This is a genomic window from Anoxybacteroides rupiense (assembly GCF_014196195.1).
GTDB lineage: Bacteria > Bacillota > Bacilli > Bacillales > Anoxybacillaceae > Anoxybacteroides > Anoxybacteroides rupiense.
The window spans coordinates 50,230-68,891 of record NZ_JACIDF010000004.1; the positions used below are offsets into that span (position 1 = coordinate 50,230).

The window sequence follows — 18,662 nt, forward strand, 5'->3', positions numbered from 1 at the left end:
CTTCATTTATTTTCATTTTTTATATTTTCACGCGTTTCAAACGAAGCGCGTTGGTCACAACTGATACAGAACTGAATGCCATTGCCGCTCCGGCAATCCAAGGCTCCAATAATCCAGCAGCGGCTACAGGAATGCCAATGGTATTATAGAACAAAGCCCAGAACAGGTTTTGTCGAATGTTTTTCATTGTTTTACGGCTTAACTCAATCGCTCTCGGGATATGAGCTAAATCTCCGCCGACCAAGGTAACATCGGCCGTTTCGATGGCGACATCCGCTCCTGTGCCGATGGCCATGCCAATATCCGCTTTCGCAAGAGCTGGAGCGTCATTAATTCCATCACCGACCATCGCCACTCGTTTTCCTTGTTTTTGCAGTTCTTCAACGATATTCGCTTTTTCTTCAGGAAGTACTTCTGCATAGACGCGATCCACATCCACTTGCTTTGCAATGGCTTCCGCTGTACGTTTGTTGTCTCCCGTTACCATGTACACTTCGATACCCATTTGTTTTAATGTTTGAATCGCTTCTTTGGAGCTTTCTTTTACCGTATCCGCGACAGCGATGATGCCGGCAAGCTGCCCATCAATGGCAACTAGCATGGCAGTTTTTCCTTGTTTTTCAAGTTCTATCATTTTATCTTCATGCATGGCAATCTCTACAGAGCGTTCCTTCATAAGTTTTCGCGTTCCAACAAGGACATTTTTGCCATCAATGACAGCTTCAATTCCATGACCGGTAATGGCGGAGAAATGCTCCAGTGGCTTAACCAAAATCGATCGTTTCTTCCCATATTCCACAATGGCATGAGCCAACGGATGTTCCGAAGCACTCTCGGCAGAAACGGCATAATCGAGCATGTCTTCACGGAACTTAAGTACATCGGTTACTTCTGGTTTTCCTTTTGTCACTGTTCCTGTTTTATCCAGTAATACTGCATTGATTTTATGCGTTCCCTCTAGGTACTCACCTCCTTTAAAGAGGATCCCCTTTTCTGCACCTTTGCCTGTACCGACCATAATGGATGTCGGTGTGGCAAGACCAAGCGCACAAGGACACGCAATGACAAGAACCGCGATGGCCACCTCAAGCGCCTTCGGTAAGTCGCCTGGCGCCACAAAGAAGTACCATGTAATGAATGCAATGACAGCAATTCCTACAACAATTGGTACGAAAATACCTGAAATGACATCAGCCATACGCTGAATAGGCGCTTTAGAGCCTTGTGCCTCTTCTACGATTTTAATGATATTGGCAAGTGCGGTATCTTTCCCAACCTTTTCTGCCCGAATGGTGAGTACACCATTTTTATTAATGGTTGCTCCGATGACAGAATCGCCTTCCTTCTTATCAACCGGAATGGATTCACCGGTAATCATTGATTCATCCACGGAGGATACTCCGGCGATGACCGTTCCGTCTACCGGGATTTTTTCTCCTGGCTTGACGAGAATGGTATCACCAATCACTACTTCCTCGAGCGGAACTTTTATTTCTTCCCCATCGCGGATGACAGTAGCTTCTTTTGCCTGCAGGCTCAACAGTTTAGAGATGGCTTCTGTTGTTCTTCCTTTCGCTACTGATTCAAAGTATTTTCCGACAAGTACAAGCGTAATCAGCACAGCACTCGTTTCAAAATACAATCTTGGCATATATTCGGGATTTCCTAATGTTTTGAAAGCTTCGTACAAGCTGTAAAAGTAAGCTGCCGATGTTCCAAGCGCCACTAGTACATCCATGTTCGCACTCTTGTTTCGTAATGCCCGGTACGCCCCTACATAGAAGGGACCGCCGATGTAGAACTGAACGGGTGTAGCCAAAAGAAGCTGGAACCACGGATTCATCAACATGTGCGGCATCGGTAAGCCTATATCAAACGGCATATGAGCAATCATCGTATAAAGCAAAGGCAGTGATAAGATAATAGAAATGGCAAGCTGCCGTTGTTTTTGTTTAAGCAGCTCTTCTCTCCGCCCCACATGATCTTGTTCTTCGTTTCGTATCTGCCCCTTGTACCCAAGCTTTTTGATTTTCTCTAAAATATCTTCTACAGATGCAATGCCTTCATTGTATTCTACAACGGCACTGTTTGTCGCCAAGTTTACAGTAGCGCTCGTAACACCTTCCATACGATTTAACCCTTTTTCAATCCGTGTCGCACATGCCGCGCATGTCATCCCTTCAATATCTAGCGTCACTTTTTCTGTCGCGACACCATACCCCAAATTCTCAATTTTCGTTTGGATATCGGCTACACTTTGTTTCGATGGATCATATTTAATCGTTGCTTTTTCCATGGCTAAATTGACATTGGCTTCTACTCCATCCATCTTGTTCAACGCTTTCTCTATACGATTGGAGCAAGCGGCGCATGTCATGCCGGTCACTCTAAGTGTAACGAGCTTTTGCTCACTCATAAAGCATTCCTCTCCTTTACTTTGAGAATTGCTTAATCACATCCATCAATTCCCGGATGGATTCTTCTCCGCTGCCTTCGCGGATCGCCTTGGAAACGCAATGATTGGCATGGCGTTCCAGCAAATTCAACCCGACTTTGTTTAACGCAGCTTGAATCGCGGAAATTTGCACTAAAATATCAATACAGTACCGATTGTCCTCGACCATCTTTTGTACCCCGCGTACTTGCCCTTCAATACGCTTCAAGCGCTTGACGATGCTTTCGATCTCTTCTTCGGTTCGCGGAACCATTTTGGCATTTATATTGTCATCTTCATATTGATTCATTGCTACCACCTCATTTGTTTATAACAGTTGTCTTCTAATACATTATACCGGTATTGGGTATAAAATGCAAATGATATCTTACTTAATGTATGATTTTCTATGTGTAATTTTTTATTCCTATTTTGAATCAGAGTAACGTACATCTATTCAATTATTTTCTGTTTAAATCTGTATCGATACAAAAGGAACTCGTTCTTTAAAGTAACGGGTTCTGTACAAAATAACAGTCAAATTATCAACATAAATTACAATTATTTTTTATTGAATAATTTTTGATTAAATTTATATAAATTCAATAGGTTTTAACGCTAATAGAAAGGCTATCGGTGGTTTTCCGTTCCGATAGCCTAAAACATGACGTTTAACTTTATAACCTAGTCACCAAATCTTTTTATGCGGATAAACGAGATGCCTACGAAGAATAGAAAATAGGTCCTCTCTTCGAGTACATGAATTCTTTTATCTCCTTTACATTTGCATTACCTTTCTACTTCGCTTCATCTCCATCTTTTTATATGCTAACACCGAAGTAAACAAGAATACACATGTAATCAACGAACCTAGCGGCAACATGGCTACGATATGATCAGGAAAGACAAACGGGAGCAGTGGAAAGGCGTACACAGCCGGGACACGGATGCCAACAATACGTAACAGAATAAGCATTAAAATCATATCTAACAGGGTGGCCAATATCCACGAATCAATAGCAAAGTACAACAGCGTTCCGACAGTCGCAGATATGGTCAATACAAGCCCTTGTTTAAAAGCCATTTTTCCGTTGTACATCGGCTTCTGAAGTGACTCATACACAACAACGAGAATCGGCGGGATCACTGCCAGTGGGTAGCCAGCGAGCCAGCATAAACCCATCCACACGAAAATCAGCACTAAGAATACCAGCATGTACTTGTACTGTATCTTCACTTTCTTTTCAAGTCCTTTATCAATCCAAATTTGAGAACTCCAAGCATCAATATAAAGGTAAAAATAAAAACGGATATAATAAATGACCATTCATTTGCATTTGTCACCACTGGCAGTAAGCCCGTTGCAATGGACGGTCCCAAATTTGATTGAATGATACGTAAAAAGAGCATTAAAAGTATAAGGGTAAGGCTTACTTTTCCTAAATAAGAAATGTGTAGTTGATTCACTGCGAAACCGATCACTGCCGTGATGGACGGCGCAAGAAAAATTTTCGATGGTTGCCTGATCCATCCTGCTTCTCGGTACACCCACATGGCAATCGCCATTGCCGCAACTTCCGGCAAAATAATTTCGTGATCTTTCAACATCACCGAAGCCGTAATCATCGCGATAATGAATGTAATGCTAATGATATATGAAATCATCGTTACTTTCTTTGAAACAGTTGAATCCATGTTTATATACTCCTTTTGTTCATATGATTTCCATCATACTGTTTCGATTCTAATAGAAATCGACAATGATGCTAATGAAAATGTTTTAATTTGGAGTGTTTATCAAGTAAACGTCTCTCCAATCAGTTGGAGAGCTTCTGTTCCCATAAAAAATTCCCTTCCAATTTTCCATCTTCCCTCCTTGTCCTTGATTGGGGAATTTGATGGTACATTCTATTCTAACCAAGGAATCGGTTCGTATCTCTTTTTCTGCTTCATTGTAAATTTGCTCAAGTACAGTTAGAATAATCAAAAATCCTATATGTTTATGAAAAGGAGCTTTAACTAGCACAACAAGATAATTTTTTAACATCTTTATCAAATGTTAAGGCAACCAATTTCAATCCCTCTGCCATCGTTAAATATGGTGCAAGGCATTCCCGCAAATCTTCCACCGTTAGACCAAATTTTACAGCTAATGTGGCTGCATAAATCACATCACCAGCATTTTCGGCAACAATATGAACACCTAGCACTTTTAATGTTTTTGCATCAGCAACAAGTTTAAATACACCTGTCGTTTCGCGATTCACAAGCGCTCTTGGAACTGCATCAAGTGGTAAAACAGAAGTTCTCACCTCGTATCCTCTTTCTTTAGCTTGCTCCTCAGTTAATCCTACCGTAGCAATCGATGGACTAGTAAATATAACAGCCGGAACAGTATCAAGATTTACTTTTCTCTCCAAGCCACCGATTGCATTATCGGCAGCAATTCCACCTTGGTATGCAGCAACATAAACAAATTGCGGTCCCATTGTTACATCTCCGGCAGCATAAATTCTAGGATTGGAGGTTCGTAAATAGTCATCAACTTTAACTTCACCGCGAGAACCCACTTCTACGTTTGCAGCTTGAAGATTTAGTGCTTCCGTATTTGGCTTGCGCCCCGTAGCTACAAGTAGCTGCTCAGCTTCAATGATTTTCTTTTCACCATGAACAGTAACATGAATTTGTTTCATATCTCCATTCTGTTCTACACGCTCAAATGTAGCACCGGTAATAACATGAATGCCTTGTTCTGTTAATGCTTTTTCTACAGCTTCTGAAATTTCAGGATCATATTCTTTAAGAATTCTTTGGCTACGCTGCATTAACGTTACTTCCACTCCTAAATGGTGAAAGAGCTGACCTAACTCCAATCCGATGTATCCTGAACCAATAACAGCAAGACTTTTTGGCAGTTCTTTAAGCTCTAACAAAGAAGTGCTTGTTAAGTAGTCAACATCTTTTAATCCCGGAATATTAGGAATCAATGGGGAAGCTCCTGTTGCGATTAAAAAGCGTTTAGCTGTTATTTTATTCCCGTTTACTTCTATTGTTTTTTCATTGACAAATTTTGCTTCTCCCTGTATTAGTTCAAACCCATATTCATCAATTAAATCAACATACTTTTGCTGACGTAATTCTCTCACCAGTTCATCTTTTTGTTCCATTAGTTTTTTCAAATCTACCGAACCAGCTGAAGTATTTAAACCAAGGAATGGATTGTTTTTTGCTAAATGATTGATTTCTCCAGAACGTAGCAGTGTTTTTGATGGAACACATCCAATGTTTACACAAGTCCCACCGATGGTACCACGCTCAATCATCGCCACTTTTGCCCCATATTCCACTGCTTTAATAGCAGCAGAAAAAGCTCCTCCCCCAGAACCAATGACAATAAAGTCATAATCATAATCACCTTCATCATCACCAACAACGGAGCTTTTTTGTTGATGAATAACTTCAGCTTCACCTGCCTTATAATTAACCTTATTCACAGCTTCTTTGGCTTTCTCGATACCTATATGTTCTGGCAATTCGAAAACAGCTTCTCCACGGCGAAAATTTACATCTACATTTTTAGCTCCTATGCTGTTTAGAGCTGTTTCAACGTGCCTTTCACACCCAGTACATGTCATACCTTCCACTTGTAAACGATATTTACGAATTGACAAATGAAACACCTCCTATTGTTTAACACCATATCCTAATTCTAAGACGGTATTTTTTTAAGTTTTTACATCTGTTTTTGAAGCATCAAACACAACTTTAGCTGTTCCTTGGGAACCTTCTGTAATGGTTACTTCCACTGTTTTTACACCTTCTACACGTTCAAGAGCACTTTTGACAACACAGGACAACTTGAACAATCCATTTCAGTAATGGTAAAGGTAGCACTTTTAGTATTATTTCCATTCGCTGTAGTTTCTACATTATTTTCGTTACTACAAGTCGTAATAATGTAACAAGTGTTCCGATCACTATAAATGTCTTATTTTTCATTGATATCTCATTTCTTTAATCATCAATCAGAGATTCAATAATTGGACATTCATGTAGTTGCTCTTCATTCGGACAGCTTTCTTTTAATTTATTCAACATATTTTCGATACGCTTTAAATCTTTAATTCGTTGTTGAACCTCACCTATTTTTTGAGAAACAAAGCTATACATATCCGCACATCGAACCTCATCCTTATCAACAACACCAAGTAATTTATGAATTTCACTTAGAGAAAACCCTAGTTCCTGCATACGTTTAATAAAACCAATGCGCTTCACAGTCTCTTCCGAGTACATTCGATACCCTGAATCTGTTCGTGAAGTTTCTTTGATTAAGCCTTTTCTCTCGTAATATCTAATGGTTTCTTTATTAACGTTACATTTGTCAGCCAGTTCACCAATACGATATTTCATCTTATCACCCCTAGATAAAGTATAAACCCTGTATCATAGTACAGGGTCAAATGAATTTCGAAGTTTTTATAGCTTATTAAAATCTACTTTCGTTAATTTATGTTTAAACAACTTTTTTGTCCTCATTACTTTGGTCTATTAGCAATTCAACTTTTTAACAACATTGATTTAAGCCTAATAAGACGAATTGAACGCCTTTTCCCGTTTCTTCCACATCAAGTGTAACTCTCTCGATGATAGAAGCCACTTTCTCATCCATCGCTACCCGAATACCATTAATAATCTCCAACCGATCTGTGGTTTGCAGAATAAAGACAAACTCCTTCTTTACCGTGTTTCTTTAAAATATCTTGTAGTGCTTGTTTCGCTTGATCAGTAATCACCATATTTCTCTTCCCCTTTTCTTAATTGATCGTTAGTCGCTATGCTTTTGGAAACAAACGTTTTAATGTTTCTTTCGTTTCGATGTATCAAGGTTGGTTAACAAGTTGGTAAATTCATCGAAAGCAGCAATTTCTACTGTACAAGCCCCCGACAATTGTTCCTCCATTGAGGCAACAACAGAATCCGGTAACTTTTTGCGATAGGGACCCACAACTTTTTCTCGATAGGCTTTGATTGTTGCTTCCGGATCTAGATTGCAAGCAAACAAATTTTGTTTCAGTTCGTTTGTTAACTCCATTTCAAATCTTTATTTGTTTAAAAAGAAAAAAGATTAACGACTCGAGTCGTTAGCTAACACTGTTTCGTCAACTGAATTCAGGACTTGTTCTAATTTTGTTCGGATAGCGTTTTTGAGCATGGATCTTAAACTTTTTTTATACTTCTTCTTAGTCAATGGACAACGATATTCTTCATCATCAATAATCTCATTTCTTAACTCCTCATTTTCATTGAAAAACAACGGATATATTTCGTTGGTTAGTTCATTTTCTTGCTGTATTAAGTTTACTGTTTCACTTTTGTATTCATTGATCACTTCTCTAACAATCGTTTTAAAATCTTCAACAGACATCTCTTTCTTTAATTTGCACTCCATTGTTTTTAGTGTTTCATTACTACTTTCTTGTTGATTTTTCTTTTCTAATTCTTGATACATCTCATCTATTTGCTCATATAAACCGATTAAAAAAGCATTTTCTTCTTCCAGCTTTTGAATTTTAACCGTTAATTCAGTGATTTGCTCGTAAACCAAGTTCAACTCATCCTGCATGTTAATGAGTTGATTTTCTAATTGCTTCTTCTCCTCCATGAGCTGTTTAATTAATTCTTCCGAGTGAGTGCTATCACCTTTAACTTCTTCAGAATCCAATTTATTATGCTTTTCACGATGGTCATTCGCCAACATTGAAAAAGAGTTTTCTACATACCATTCATAAACTCCCATTACTTCAGGCAAACCTGGTCTCTGTTCTTCAATAAACTCGAATAAATCATCGTGATAAATTCGCCAACCCTCCTTTCGATTTGCCGAACGTTCTGCTTTAATCTTTCCTTCTCTGATCCAACGAGTAACCATTTGAATTGAGTCAGTAATGTAATATTCCTGAAGTATTTTTAGTGCTTGGTGAACATTATATACTTCCATCTCCTTCTCCCCCGCTCAAAATTATTTAAAATAAAAATATGTTGGTAATGTTATACCTATGACATTACCTAAGTAATTTTAGGAAAATAAGAAATGCTTGGCTTTAAGCGCCAAGCATTTTTATTAAAATCCCATTTAATTAATTAAGATCTCTAAAATTTAGGTCATTGTTTTGTTAGTTTTGACTGTTTTTAATCAGGACTTTGTTAAATTTCAATGTTGATTTTTAAACCACACAAAAAGACCGAAATAAATTCGGTCTTTTTGTGTGTCTTCTTCAACTATTGCATTATTCTTTCACATTTAGCAATCGCATGCTGTTTAATGTTACGATTAATGTTGCTCCCATATCGGCAAATATCGCTAACCATAACGTTAACCAACCAGGTACAATTAACAATAACGCCAGCACCTTAATGCCCAAAGAGAAGGTAATGTTTTGCTTAATAATTGCTAAAGCCTTGCGGCTCAATTTAATCGTATATGGCAATTTACTTAAATCATCAGACATTAAAGCAATATCGGCTGTTTCAAGGGCTGTATCGGTTCCAGCACCACCCATTGCCACACCAACGGTTGAAGCTGCAAGAGCTGGTGCATCGTTCACACCATCTCCAACCATCGCAACACTTCGATACTTGTCGCGAAGCTCTTTGATGAAATTCAGTTTATCTTCTGGAAGTAAATCGGCTTTAATATCGGAAACCCCGACTTGTTTTCCGATGGCTTCGGCTGTTCTTTGGTTATCTCCCGTCAGCATCACCGTTTTTTCAATACCGACTTGATGCAGTTTTCGAATAACCTCTTTGGATGATTCTCTTATTTCGTCTGCCACGGCAATTAACGCCAGAATTTCTTTTTCCGTTCCTAACGCCATGACCGTTTTCCCTTGTGTTTGAAGATCTGTAATTTGTTCTTTTATTTTTGATTGGATACCATTTGGAAGAAGTTCTTCAAAAAGACCTGGACTTCCGACATAATACATTTCGTTATTTACTTTGGCTTTTACACCTTTACCGGTAATGGATTGGAATTCTTCAACCGATACATCATTAAAATTCAATCCATCTTCTTCTGCTTTTCTTATAATGGCGGAAGCAAGTGGATGTTGTGAGCCTTTTTCAATGGCTGCTGTAATGGTCATTAGTTCATTTTCATTGCCATTATAAGTGACTACATCGGTGACGGAAGGAACACCTTTTGTTAATGTTCCTGTTTTATCAAAAGCAATCACTTTTAAGTTTCCTGCTTCCTCTAAATAAATACCACCTTTAATTAACACACCGTTTTTCGCTGCATTTCCAATGGCAGTTACAATCGAAACAGGCGTGGAAATAACCAACGCACACGGACAACCAACCACTAATACAGCTAGACCTCGATAAATCCATTCGCTCCAATCAGCACCCATAAATAATGGCGGAATAACGGCTAGTAAAAGAGCAAAAATGATAATGGCTGGTGTATAGTATTTGGCAAAACGATCTACAAACGCTTGAGAAGGTGCTCGTTCTGCTTGAGCTTCTTCCACTAAATGGATGATTTTCGAAAGAGTTGTATCTTCCACTCGTTTTGTAACTTTTACTTCCAATAACCCTTCTTCATTCAATGTTCCTGCAAAGACTTCATCACCGACTGTTTTGGTTACTGGAACACTTTCTCCCGTAATGGCAGCCTGATTTAGCGTAGATGTACCCTTGATGACGATTCCATCCATCGCTAATTTCTGACCAGGCTTTACGATCATAATATCCCCGACTTGAATATCGTCAACAGGGACCATCATTTCTTCATTTCCGCGACGAATTAATGCTTCTTTTGGAGCAATATCCATCAACGATTCAATGGATTGACGAGCTTTATCCATGGAATAACGCTCTAAGGCTTCACTAATGGCGAATAGAATAACAACCGTTGCACCTTCTCCCCATTCACCAATTGCTGCAGCTCCTAAAATCGCCACTGTCATCAGCGTATTCATATCAAACTGTAATCGAACCAGGTTCTTGAAACCTTTCATAAATAGCGAATATCCACCGATTAAAATCGATGCAGCATATCCAATTGTCGCAAAGATATGCTCTTCTCCGTATTGCATCCCTAGAAACCAACTGATCACAAGCAAAACGGCGGAAATGTACACTTTAATATTCTCTTTTTGCTTCCAAAAAGGTTCACGCTTGACTGCTTTTTCTTTATCTTCCCGAATCTTTAAGTTTTCAAAAGCCCCTGCTTTTTCTAATTCTTCGATGGTTGTTGTACCCCAAACGGTAATTTTAGATGCTCCAAAGTTTACTTTAGCATCTTGAACACCTGGCAATGCTTTTACGTTATTTTCAAACTTTGCTGCACAGTTTGCACAAGTAAATCCTTGAACACGGTAGGTTTTCACTTCTGATTTAGATAATTTTGCTTGTTGTTCAGACATGGACTTTCACCTCTTTCTCATGTGCTAACGCAATCATGATTAACTGCTTAATATGGTCATCATCCAGCGAATAAAATGCTAGCTTTCCTTCTTTTCGATACTTTACAATCCCTTGTTTATAAAGGGTCCGTAAATGATGGGAAGTGGTTGCAACAGAAGCCCCAATGATATTGGCAATATCACATACACATAACTCTTCATCTTGGCAAAGTGAATAGGCAATTTTTGCCCTATTTTCATCTGCCAGTGCTTTAAACAACAGGACAACACTGGATATATCTTCTTTTTGCAATTCCCCTTGTATTCGATTGACTTTTTCTTCGTCATAACAATAAATTTCACATGTATCTTTCTTACTCATTAATTATCCCCCTTTCATATTCAAATTTCCGTTTGAATATATTATACCTCATTCCTTTTATTATTCAAATATTTATTTGAATGAAAAATAAAAAAGAATTGGATTTAAAAAAATCAACCTAATATTTACCAGGTTATTCATTTAATTAGCTACATCAAAAAATTCTATTAGATAAAAACAATAAACCTCATTATCCGCAAAAAGATAATGAGGTTTATTATTCCTTAACCAAAGAATGTTTGGAACAATAAATATGCGTTTAAGCTGATAATCACAACCGCTACCATCCAAGCAAGAACTTTCAACCATAATGGATTTGCGAACTCACCCATTTTCTTTTTATCGCTAGTGAATTGAACGAGAGGCACTACCGCAAAAGAGAGCTGTAAAGAAAGAATCACTTGGCTCAAAATAAGTAATTGAGCCGTTCCGCTTTCGCCATAAAGAGCAGTTACAACAACGGCTGGGACAATGGCAATCAATCGAGTTATCAGTCTTCTTAACCAAGCAGGAAGGCGAATATTTAGAAAACCTTCCATCACAATTTGACCAGCTAAGGTTCCCGTTAATGTGGAGTTTTGACCAGAAGCCAACAAAGCAACTCCAAATAAAATACTTCCAAGTGTTGTTCCAAGCAGTGGAGAGAGCAAGTGATAAGCATCTTCAATCTCCGCAACATCTTTCATTCCTGCTTTATGGAACGTAGCAGAAGAAACAATAAGGATCGCTGCATTAATAAATAAAGCGAAGAATAGGGCAATCGTTGAATCCCAAGTAGCATATTTGATCGCTTGTCGTTTACCCGAGCTGGTTTGTTCGTATTGACGTGTCTGCACAATGGAAGAATGCAGATAAAGATTATGAGGCATTACGGTTGCACCTAAAATCCCGATTGCAATATAGAGCATGGATGGATTGTTAATAATCTCTTTGCTTGGAACAAATCCCTTCAATATGCCACCTACATCTGGTTTAGAAAGAAAGATTTCAGTCGCAAAGCAAGCACCAATGGTTAGAATTAAAACAATCACCAACGTTTCAATATAACGAAAACCTTTATTCTGTAAGAGTAATACGACCAGTACATCCAGAGCTGTTATAATAACGCCGTATATTAACGGAATGCCAAATAATAAATTCAACGCAATTGCCGAACCGATCACTTCCGCCAGATCACAAGCTGCGATTGCCAACTCGCATAAAACCCATAAGATCATTGCTACAGGCTTGCTGTAATGGTCACGACAAGCTTGTGCTAAATCCCTTCCCGTTACAATTCCCAACTTGCCAGCCAATGCTTGAAGCAATATTGCCATTAAATTGGAAAGCAAAATAACGGAAAGTAACGTGTATCCGAACTGGGAACCTCCCGCGATATCAGTCGCCCAGTTTCCCGGGTCCATATACCCCACGGCAACTAAGTATCCTGGTCCAGCAAACGCTAGAAACTTTTTCATCCAAGAACCCGTCTTTGGTATACGTAAACTTCTATATACTTCGGGTAACGTTGGTTGCGTCCGTTTATTTCTCCAACCTTCTTCCACTGTTAACGGCATTTTTTTTATATTTTCACCCATGATGATCACCTCATGATTGGTTTTCACTAAATATTTTGCATTAAGGAAACTTTTTGGGTAAAAAATTGCTCCTACACTTAGAATTAGATATATGTAAGAGCAAAGAAAATGTTGCCTAAATAAATTGTACATCAGAAACTTTTTTAGTCAATGGAAACTTTTATCGTTTGTTAGTTTAAGTTCGCTAAAATATTAAACAAGGTACTGACCTTGCTCTATATTGGTCATATTTTTCGTTAGACTTTCATGTCCCCGTGATGAATTTGAGAGGTTTCAATTTGAATGGTTGTATGCAGAATCTTAAATTTTTCCTCAATCATGTGAATGGCATCTTGTAAAACCTTTTGGCTGTCTTGATGATCTTCAATCAAAATATGGCAACTTAATGAATCCAACCCTGATGTAATCGTCCAAATATGGAGGTCGTGAACGTCAATCACTCCTTCAATACTTTCTAAGGCTTTTTTCACTTCATTTTGGTCAATGTTAATTGGCGTTCCTTCCATCAAAATGTGAACCGTATGTTTAATCACTCCCCAGGCACCTTTCAAAATTAATAAAGCAACCAAAACGGAAATAATGGGGTCAGCTACATACCAACCAAAGATCCACATGACAAGCCCAGCGACGATAGCGCCTACGGAACCCAAAGCGTCACCGATCACATGAAGATAGGCGCTACGAAGATTGACATTATTTTTCACATCCCCTTTTTTCATTAACGCCCAGGCACTTAAAAGATTGGCAAACAGACCAATGGAAGCAATCAGCATCATAGAGCCGCTAGCTACGGTTGGTGGGTTGTAAAAACGCTGAATAGCTTCCCATACGATAAACCCAGCGATAACAAACAAGGTAACTCCATTAAACAAAGCGGCTAAGATTTCAAAACGATAAAAGCCATACGTTTTATTGGGCGAAGCTGGTTTGGCGGCAAACCAAATAATAACTAAGCTAAGAACAAGTGAACTGGCATCACTAAGCATATGACCAGAGTCAGAAAGAAGGGCTAGGCTGTTTGTGATTAAACCTCCGAAAAACTCTAATAACATAATTCCAGCGGTAATGAGAAGTGCAATCGTAAGCCCTTTTTTATTACTTTCTCTTCCGTGATCGTGATGGTGTCCGTGGTGATGGTGGTGACCATGGTGGTCGTGAGAATGATGGTGGTGATGATGATGCATGATAAAACGCCTCCTTAATGATGTTCAGCATGGTCAATGGCTTGTTTTAATAATGAATAACGTGTTCGTCATCGCAGGAGTAAAACAGTGTTTTTCCTTCACGGCGATACTTAACCAGTCTCATATTTCGTAACATACTAAGCTGATGAGAAACGGCTGATTGAGACAATTGAGTTCATCCATCGTCCCCCTTGTACTAAGTTGTCTTTACTTTATATACAAACCAATAAAACATGCCTTAACAAAACAAAAAATCCTCCGCCGTGGGAGGATTTTTTGTTTTTATGAAACTTTGACTACGAAAGGAACGGTAATAACCTTACCTTCGTGTTGGAACTGACCCCAAATTTTATAGATTCCACTCTTAGGGAACTTGGTCATAAATTTAGCGTCTGGTCCTTTTGCCTTTTCGTCCATTGGATGTACGTGTAAGTATTCCTCTGTGTCCTCACTGATGATGACAACGTGTCCAATAGCACCTAAGTATGGTTGTAAATTAGTAATCGGTCGACCTGTCTTGTGGTCTTTAATGTTAAAATTCAATGTAACATCTTTTCCGGCTTTGAGTTCGTCAAAAGATAATGTAATTTCCTTGCCATCGACAACTTTAGTTAAATTTTCATCTGGTTTGAGTGGAGTTGTTTGTGCTTTTTCTCCCATAACCGTAACAGTGTGATTTTTTACAACTTTTGATGCCCCTTTTGGAACATAATCGGCATATAATTTATATTCTCCTCCAGCAGGAAAGTTTAAGGCAGTCGTGAACAGTCCGTCACCTTTGTATTCAGGGTGTAAATGATCAAAATAAGATAAATCTTTACTTACTACAATTAGATGCATTAGCTTTTCGTGCTGAATATCAAATTTTTCAATAGGTTTCCCTTCTTTATCATTAATTTGAATTGTTAAATCAACCGTTTCATTGCTTTTTGGAGTTTCTTTTGAAAACTTCCAAACAACCTGTGTAGTGACATCTGGGGACTGGTTCGTTTCGTTATTCATTCCTTCGTGATTTTCACCTTGTTGCATATTTTTGTGATTCATATGTTGATTTTCATTTGTATTGTCGGATTTGCCGCATCCACTTGCAATCAATAAAGCGGAGATCAGAGCTATTAGCATTATTTTTTTCATATTGATACTTCACCCTTTCTAGATTAAGAATTTGTGAAACAAGATTTGACTTTCTAAACATATTGCAAAAATGGACACATCAGATTTCATCCTTGAAGTCATGTTCATTCCTTCTTTTCACTGCACTTAATTTTTCTTTTCGCTGTTTAAGCAAGTATAGATCCACATCCTGAATAGCATCAACCATTTGAACCACAGCTAATCCTCCAAACTCCTCAAAAAATCCATAAGCTACGGATTTTGTTTGCTCAGATAAAAATGCTCTTTGGTTTGAACGTATTTAAAGTAAGCAATTCCTCTTCTCGTTTCTTTATGTAAATATCCTTTATCAACACAGTCATAACAGCATTAAAAGAAATTGGTTTTTCATTGTTGATATGCTGTGGGACTTCCCTAATGGTAACTTTCCCCTGATGCCCAGATATAATTCATTATTTTTGCTTTAAGCTCCAAAGAAACGATTCAATCCCCTCTTCATTGATTTTCCATTGTTTCTCATCCTTTCTACGCATTAACCACACATATGGTGTTCACTACATATTGTGGTGTAAAAATGAAAAAAGTCAAATTTGATGCAGCTAAACATTTTCATGGCTATTAGCGCTCTACAGTTGTATTTCAAGGATTTAGATTTTATTAATATTTGATGTCGCTTTAATGAATATCCTTTGAATATATGTACGCAAATAAACTCTACAATCTATGACCACATAAATCAGCAATTAGCTTGACCAGCCCCAATAGCAAGTAATTTACCTTTGCATGAAAATCACCACTCAGAAATTCACCGCGTTTTAAAATCAGGTGATATATGGTGGAGGATTTAGATAAGGACGCCCCTTATTTTTTAAGATATATTTCAAATTTGACCATCCACCAGAGAATTTTACTTAGAAAGAATTGATTGATCATCTTGAACGGGCTGGATCTAATGTATTGGACCAAAAAAGAATTTTGACAGCTTTCTCTGTATAAAACAATAAATTTATTTAATACCAACCTTTCGTGAACTGGTATTTTTATGCTTGATTTTTAGGTTAATGCCTTGGTGACAGGATATTCGCACAATGAATACTTTATCAGCGTAGGATATTTAGAGGAGAGATGATAATGGATTCACAATGATGATGTCGCCAAGCACACATAAAACTCTCCAAGATTGTCCAACTATGTGTGAAAAGACATTCGATATATTGTTAAATCGCCAAGATGTTTATTTCAGAAATAATCAACTGAAATTCCTTCTTGAAAAGCTGATTCTTTCTTGCTTAGCGTAGAAAAAACGACTTTTCGTTTTCAATATATGTCTTTAGCGTATGTTTTTTGTTGGTACTACCCTAAAAAGGAAAGATAAATCCACGTTTATCCTTTTACTTTGTTTGGATTCCAATTAAATTTTCTCTTTCCCTTTGTGATACATTAAGATACTGATATCACACTACTGATTAACATTACTTTCTCTTGAATTGTTTTTATTTTCCATAATTTCTTCATAATTTGTTCTTATAATAACAATTGTTCATATTTTATCTAGTTATCTAGGTGAATGATGAAACAACCGATTGTGAAAGAACGAAAAAGAAAATCACGTTTCTGTTCCGTATAATATCTTGTTTTGGAGTAATCAGTATCATTGTGCTTATCGTTTATCTATTTAAATAAGTGAGGTGAAATTTAATGAATAACGATAAATCTTTTAAACGAGCTTTGCGTTTTGAATGGCTGACTTCCTTTTATGATTTCATCATAAAATGGACTACGAGAGAAAACACATTTAAAACTGCTCTTATTGAGCAGGCTTTGCTTCGACCTAACCATGAGATTCTTGATATTGGCTGCGGAACTGGAACTCTTCTTTTGCAAATTAGCAAGTTATATCCTCAAACAACTCTTTACGGGCTTGATGCAGATCCTTCAATTATAGAAATAGCCAGACAAAAAAACGATAGTACAAACAATATAACCTTTATTCAAGGTTTCTCTACAGCTCTTCCCTTCGATTCCGATACATTCGATCGCATACTTTCAACTCTTTTCTTCCACCATCTTGATTCAACAGAGAAGGAAGCTACATTCCATGAGATATTTCGGGTTTTAAAACCCGGTGGAGAAGTTCATATAGCAGATTATGGGCCACCCTCTAACCTTTTTATGAGAGCAGCCTTTCTGCCAATTCAATTGTTAGATGGCTTTGAGAGTACAAATGGAAATATACAAGGGCAAATTGAAAGATATATGAAAGGGGCAGGGTTCGAAAAAATTCATAAACATAAAAGTTTTGATACCTTATTCGGCACTATTTCGTTATACTCCGCCACTAAACCCATCAATCTAAAAATTATAAATTAAAACATAGTGTGTTAGCGGCAAGAGCAAGTATTTGTTTAGCTTATCACAGACAGGATTTTTGGCTACAAGTTTTTTATTAATTAGATACACAGGATTAAAAAGAGGCTATCGATCTTTTTTCGATAGCCTAAAAAACAGTTTAATCTAATCTTTATACCTAGCCGTCAAACCTTTTCTAGTTCGTCTGTATAATATAAGAACTGTGCTTGTAATCACTAAAACAACAGATAAAACTTGAGCCATTTTTAAATTGTCTGTTAGCATTAAACTATCTGTTCTCATCCCTTCAATAAAGAATCTACCAATCGAATACCATATAACATAAGTCAAGAATACTTCTCCACGTTTTAAGTTTAAACGTTGTAATATCAATAAAATCAGAAACCCTATCAAGTCCCATAGAGACTCATACAAAAATGTTGGATGATAATAACTTCCTTCAATGTACATTTGATTAATGATAAAATCGGGTAGGTGAAGGCTTTCTAAAAACTCTCTTGAAACGGGTCCTCCATGTGCTTCCTGATTCATAAAGTTTCCCCAACGTCCAATTGCTTGCCCCAGTATAATGCTTGGTGCTGCGATATCTGCCAATTTCCAAAAACTCAAATTCTTTTTCTTTGCAAAAACGACAGTTGTGACAATAGCACCTATTAAAGCCCCGTGAATGGCGATTCCGCCTTTCCATATAGCTATAATCTCATTGGGGTGTTGCGAATAATACGACCAATTAAAGATGACATAATAAATTCTGGCACATATCAAAGCTATAGGGACAGCCCATAATACAAGGTCGGTAAATACCTCTTTTTGTAATCCCCTTTTTACTGCTTCATTAGTAGCAATATACAATCCTAACAAGAGCCCTGTACCAATAATAATTCCGTACCAATGAATACTTAAAGGACCTAATTCCAGTGCAATTGGATTTAGAGGTTTAATGGTTTCCATTTACTTACTAAAGTCTCCTTTCCATTCTTTTTCTCTGAATTTTCTAACATATAAGCTAATATAGCTAATCTTGATTTCGTAATTTCTGCTGGTATGCCTCTCGCTCTAAGACGATTTACGATTTGAAAAACTTGCTTTTCCTTGTTCATTCTATTCTAACCCCATTGACAAAATTATTTACTAATATATTGAGTTTAGCGGCTAAATGATTGATTTAATTCCTGTACTTCTTCTGTTAGACTT

At 37.6% G+C, this 18,662-nt stretch carries 13 protein-coding genes and 3 pseudogenes; 1 reads left to right on the forward strand and 15 read right to left on the reverse strand.

Annotated features, from left to right (window positions below):
- Positions 1–19 precede the first annotated feature (19 nt).
- From GGQ95_RS08040 to GGQ95_RS08105, 13 genes and pseudogenes are all read right to left on the reverse strand, one after another.
- Positions 20–2,416 carry a heavy metal translocating P-type ATPase gene (locus tag GGQ95_RS08040; RefSeq protein ID WP_042411647.1) on the reverse strand — a complete coding sequence of 799 codons (2,397 nt, stop codon included), beginning with the start codon at positions 2,414–2,416 and terminating at the stop codon, positions 20–22.
- A 16-nt stretch (positions 2,417–2,432) separates the two neighbouring features.
- A complete protein-coding gene (locus GGQ95_RS08045) occupies positions 2,433–2,744 on the reverse strand; it encodes a metal-sensing transcriptional repressor (protein ID WP_042411649.1) in 312 nt (103 codons plus the stop codon).
- 468 nt (positions 2,745–3,212) lie between these two features.
- Positions 3,213–4,129 (reverse strand): annotated as a pseudogene (locus GGQ95_RS08050) (hypothetical protein).
- Positions 4,130–4,449: 320 nt separating this feature from the next.
- Positions 4,450–6,099 carry a mercury(II) reductase gene (gene merA / locus GGQ95_RS08055; protein ID WP_042411656.1) on the reverse strand — a complete coding sequence of 550 codons (1,650 nt, stop codon included), beginning with the start codon at positions 6,097–6,099 and terminating at the stop codon, positions 4,450–4,452.
- 349 nt (positions 6,100–6,448) lie between these two features.
- Positions 6,449–6,847 carry a mercury resistance transcriptional regulator MerR gene (merR, locus tag GGQ95_RS08060; RefSeq protein WP_035067772.1) on the reverse strand — a complete coding sequence of 133 codons (399 nt, stop codon included), beginning with the start codon at positions 6,845–6,847 and terminating at the stop codon, positions 6,449–6,451.
- 448 nt (positions 6,848–7,295) lie between these two features.
- Positions 7,296–7,535 (reverse strand): annotated as a pseudogene (locus GGQ95_RS08070) (arsenical pump-driving ATPase); the annotation flags it as partial.
- Positions 7,536–7,562: 27 nt separating this feature from the next.
- Complete coding sequence (locus tag GGQ95_RS08075; RefSeq protein ID WP_042411721.1) at positions 7,563–8,435, reverse strand: MerR family transcriptional regulator; 873 nt, start codon at positions 8,433–8,435, stop codon at positions 7,563–7,565.
- A 289-nt stretch (positions 8,436–8,724) separates the two neighbouring features.
- Positions 8,725–10,863: a heavy metal translocating P-type ATPase gene (locus GGQ95_RS08080; protein WP_042411719.1), complete on the reverse strand. Its 2,139-nt coding sequence runs from the start codon at positions 10,861–10,863 to the stop codon at positions 8,725–8,727.
- Positions 10,856–11,224, reverse strand: coding sequence for an ArsR/SmtB family transcription factor (locus GGQ95_RS08085; RefSeq protein WP_015863926.1), 369 nt, complete (start codon positions 11,222–11,224; stop codon positions 10,856–10,858). The genes GGQ95_RS08080 and GGQ95_RS08085 overlap by 8 nt, the downstream gene beginning before the upstream one ends.
- A 224-nt stretch (positions 11,225–11,448) precedes the next feature.
- Positions 11,449–12,801 (reverse strand): Nramp family divalent metal transporter, encoded by a 1,353-nt coding sequence (locus GGQ95_RS08090; protein WP_172798646.1) that lies wholly within the window; start codon positions 12,799–12,801, stop codon positions 11,449–11,451.
- A 236-nt stretch (positions 12,802–13,037) separates the two neighbouring features.
- Positions 13,038–13,985 carry a cation diffusion facilitator family transporter gene (locus tag GGQ95_RS08095; RefSeq protein WP_042411715.1) on the reverse strand — a complete coding sequence of 316 codons (948 nt, stop codon included), beginning with the start codon at positions 13,983–13,985 and terminating at the stop codon, positions 13,038–13,040.
- Between the two features lie 14 nt (positions 13,986–13,999).
- Positions 14,000–14,154 (reverse strand): annotated as a pseudogene (locus GGQ95_RS08100) (ArsR/SmtB family transcription factor); the annotation flags it as partial.
- 113 nt (positions 14,155–14,267) lie between these two features.
- Positions 14,268–15,119, reverse strand: coding sequence for a DUF8832 domain-containing protein (locus GGQ95_RS08105; protein WP_042411712.1), 852 nt, complete (start codon positions 15,117–15,119; stop codon positions 14,268–14,270).
- Between the two features lie 1,677 nt (positions 15,120–16,796).
- On the opposite strand from GGQ95_RS08105, the gene GGQ95_RS08115 reads away from it, so the two are divergent.
- The gene (locus GGQ95_RS08115) at positions 16,797–17,468 is read left to right on the forward strand and encodes a class I SAM-dependent methyltransferase (protein ID WP_042411710.1); all 672 of its coding nucleotides are present in this window, start codon (positions 16,797–16,799) and stop codon (positions 17,466–17,468) included.
- A 144-nt stretch (positions 17,469–17,612) separates the two neighbouring features.
- Here GGQ95_RS08115 and lgt read toward each other — a convergent pair whose 3' ends face one another.
- Together lgt and GGQ95_RS18815 are read right to left on the reverse strand one after the other, a co-directional pair.
- Positions 17,613–18,419 (reverse strand): prolipoprotein diacylglyceryl transferase, encoded by an 807-nt coding sequence (gene lgt / locus GGQ95_RS08120; RefSeq protein WP_042411707.1) that lies wholly within the window; start codon positions 18,417–18,419, stop codon positions 17,613–17,615.
- Complete coding sequence (locus GGQ95_RS18815; RefSeq protein WP_369492354.1) at positions 18,398–18,568, reverse strand: Lmo0850 family protein; 171 nt, start codon at positions 18,566–18,568, stop codon at positions 18,398–18,400. Before GGQ95_RS18815 ends, lgt begins: the two co-directional genes overlap by 22 nt.
- Positions 18,569–18,662 lie beyond the last annotated feature (94 nt).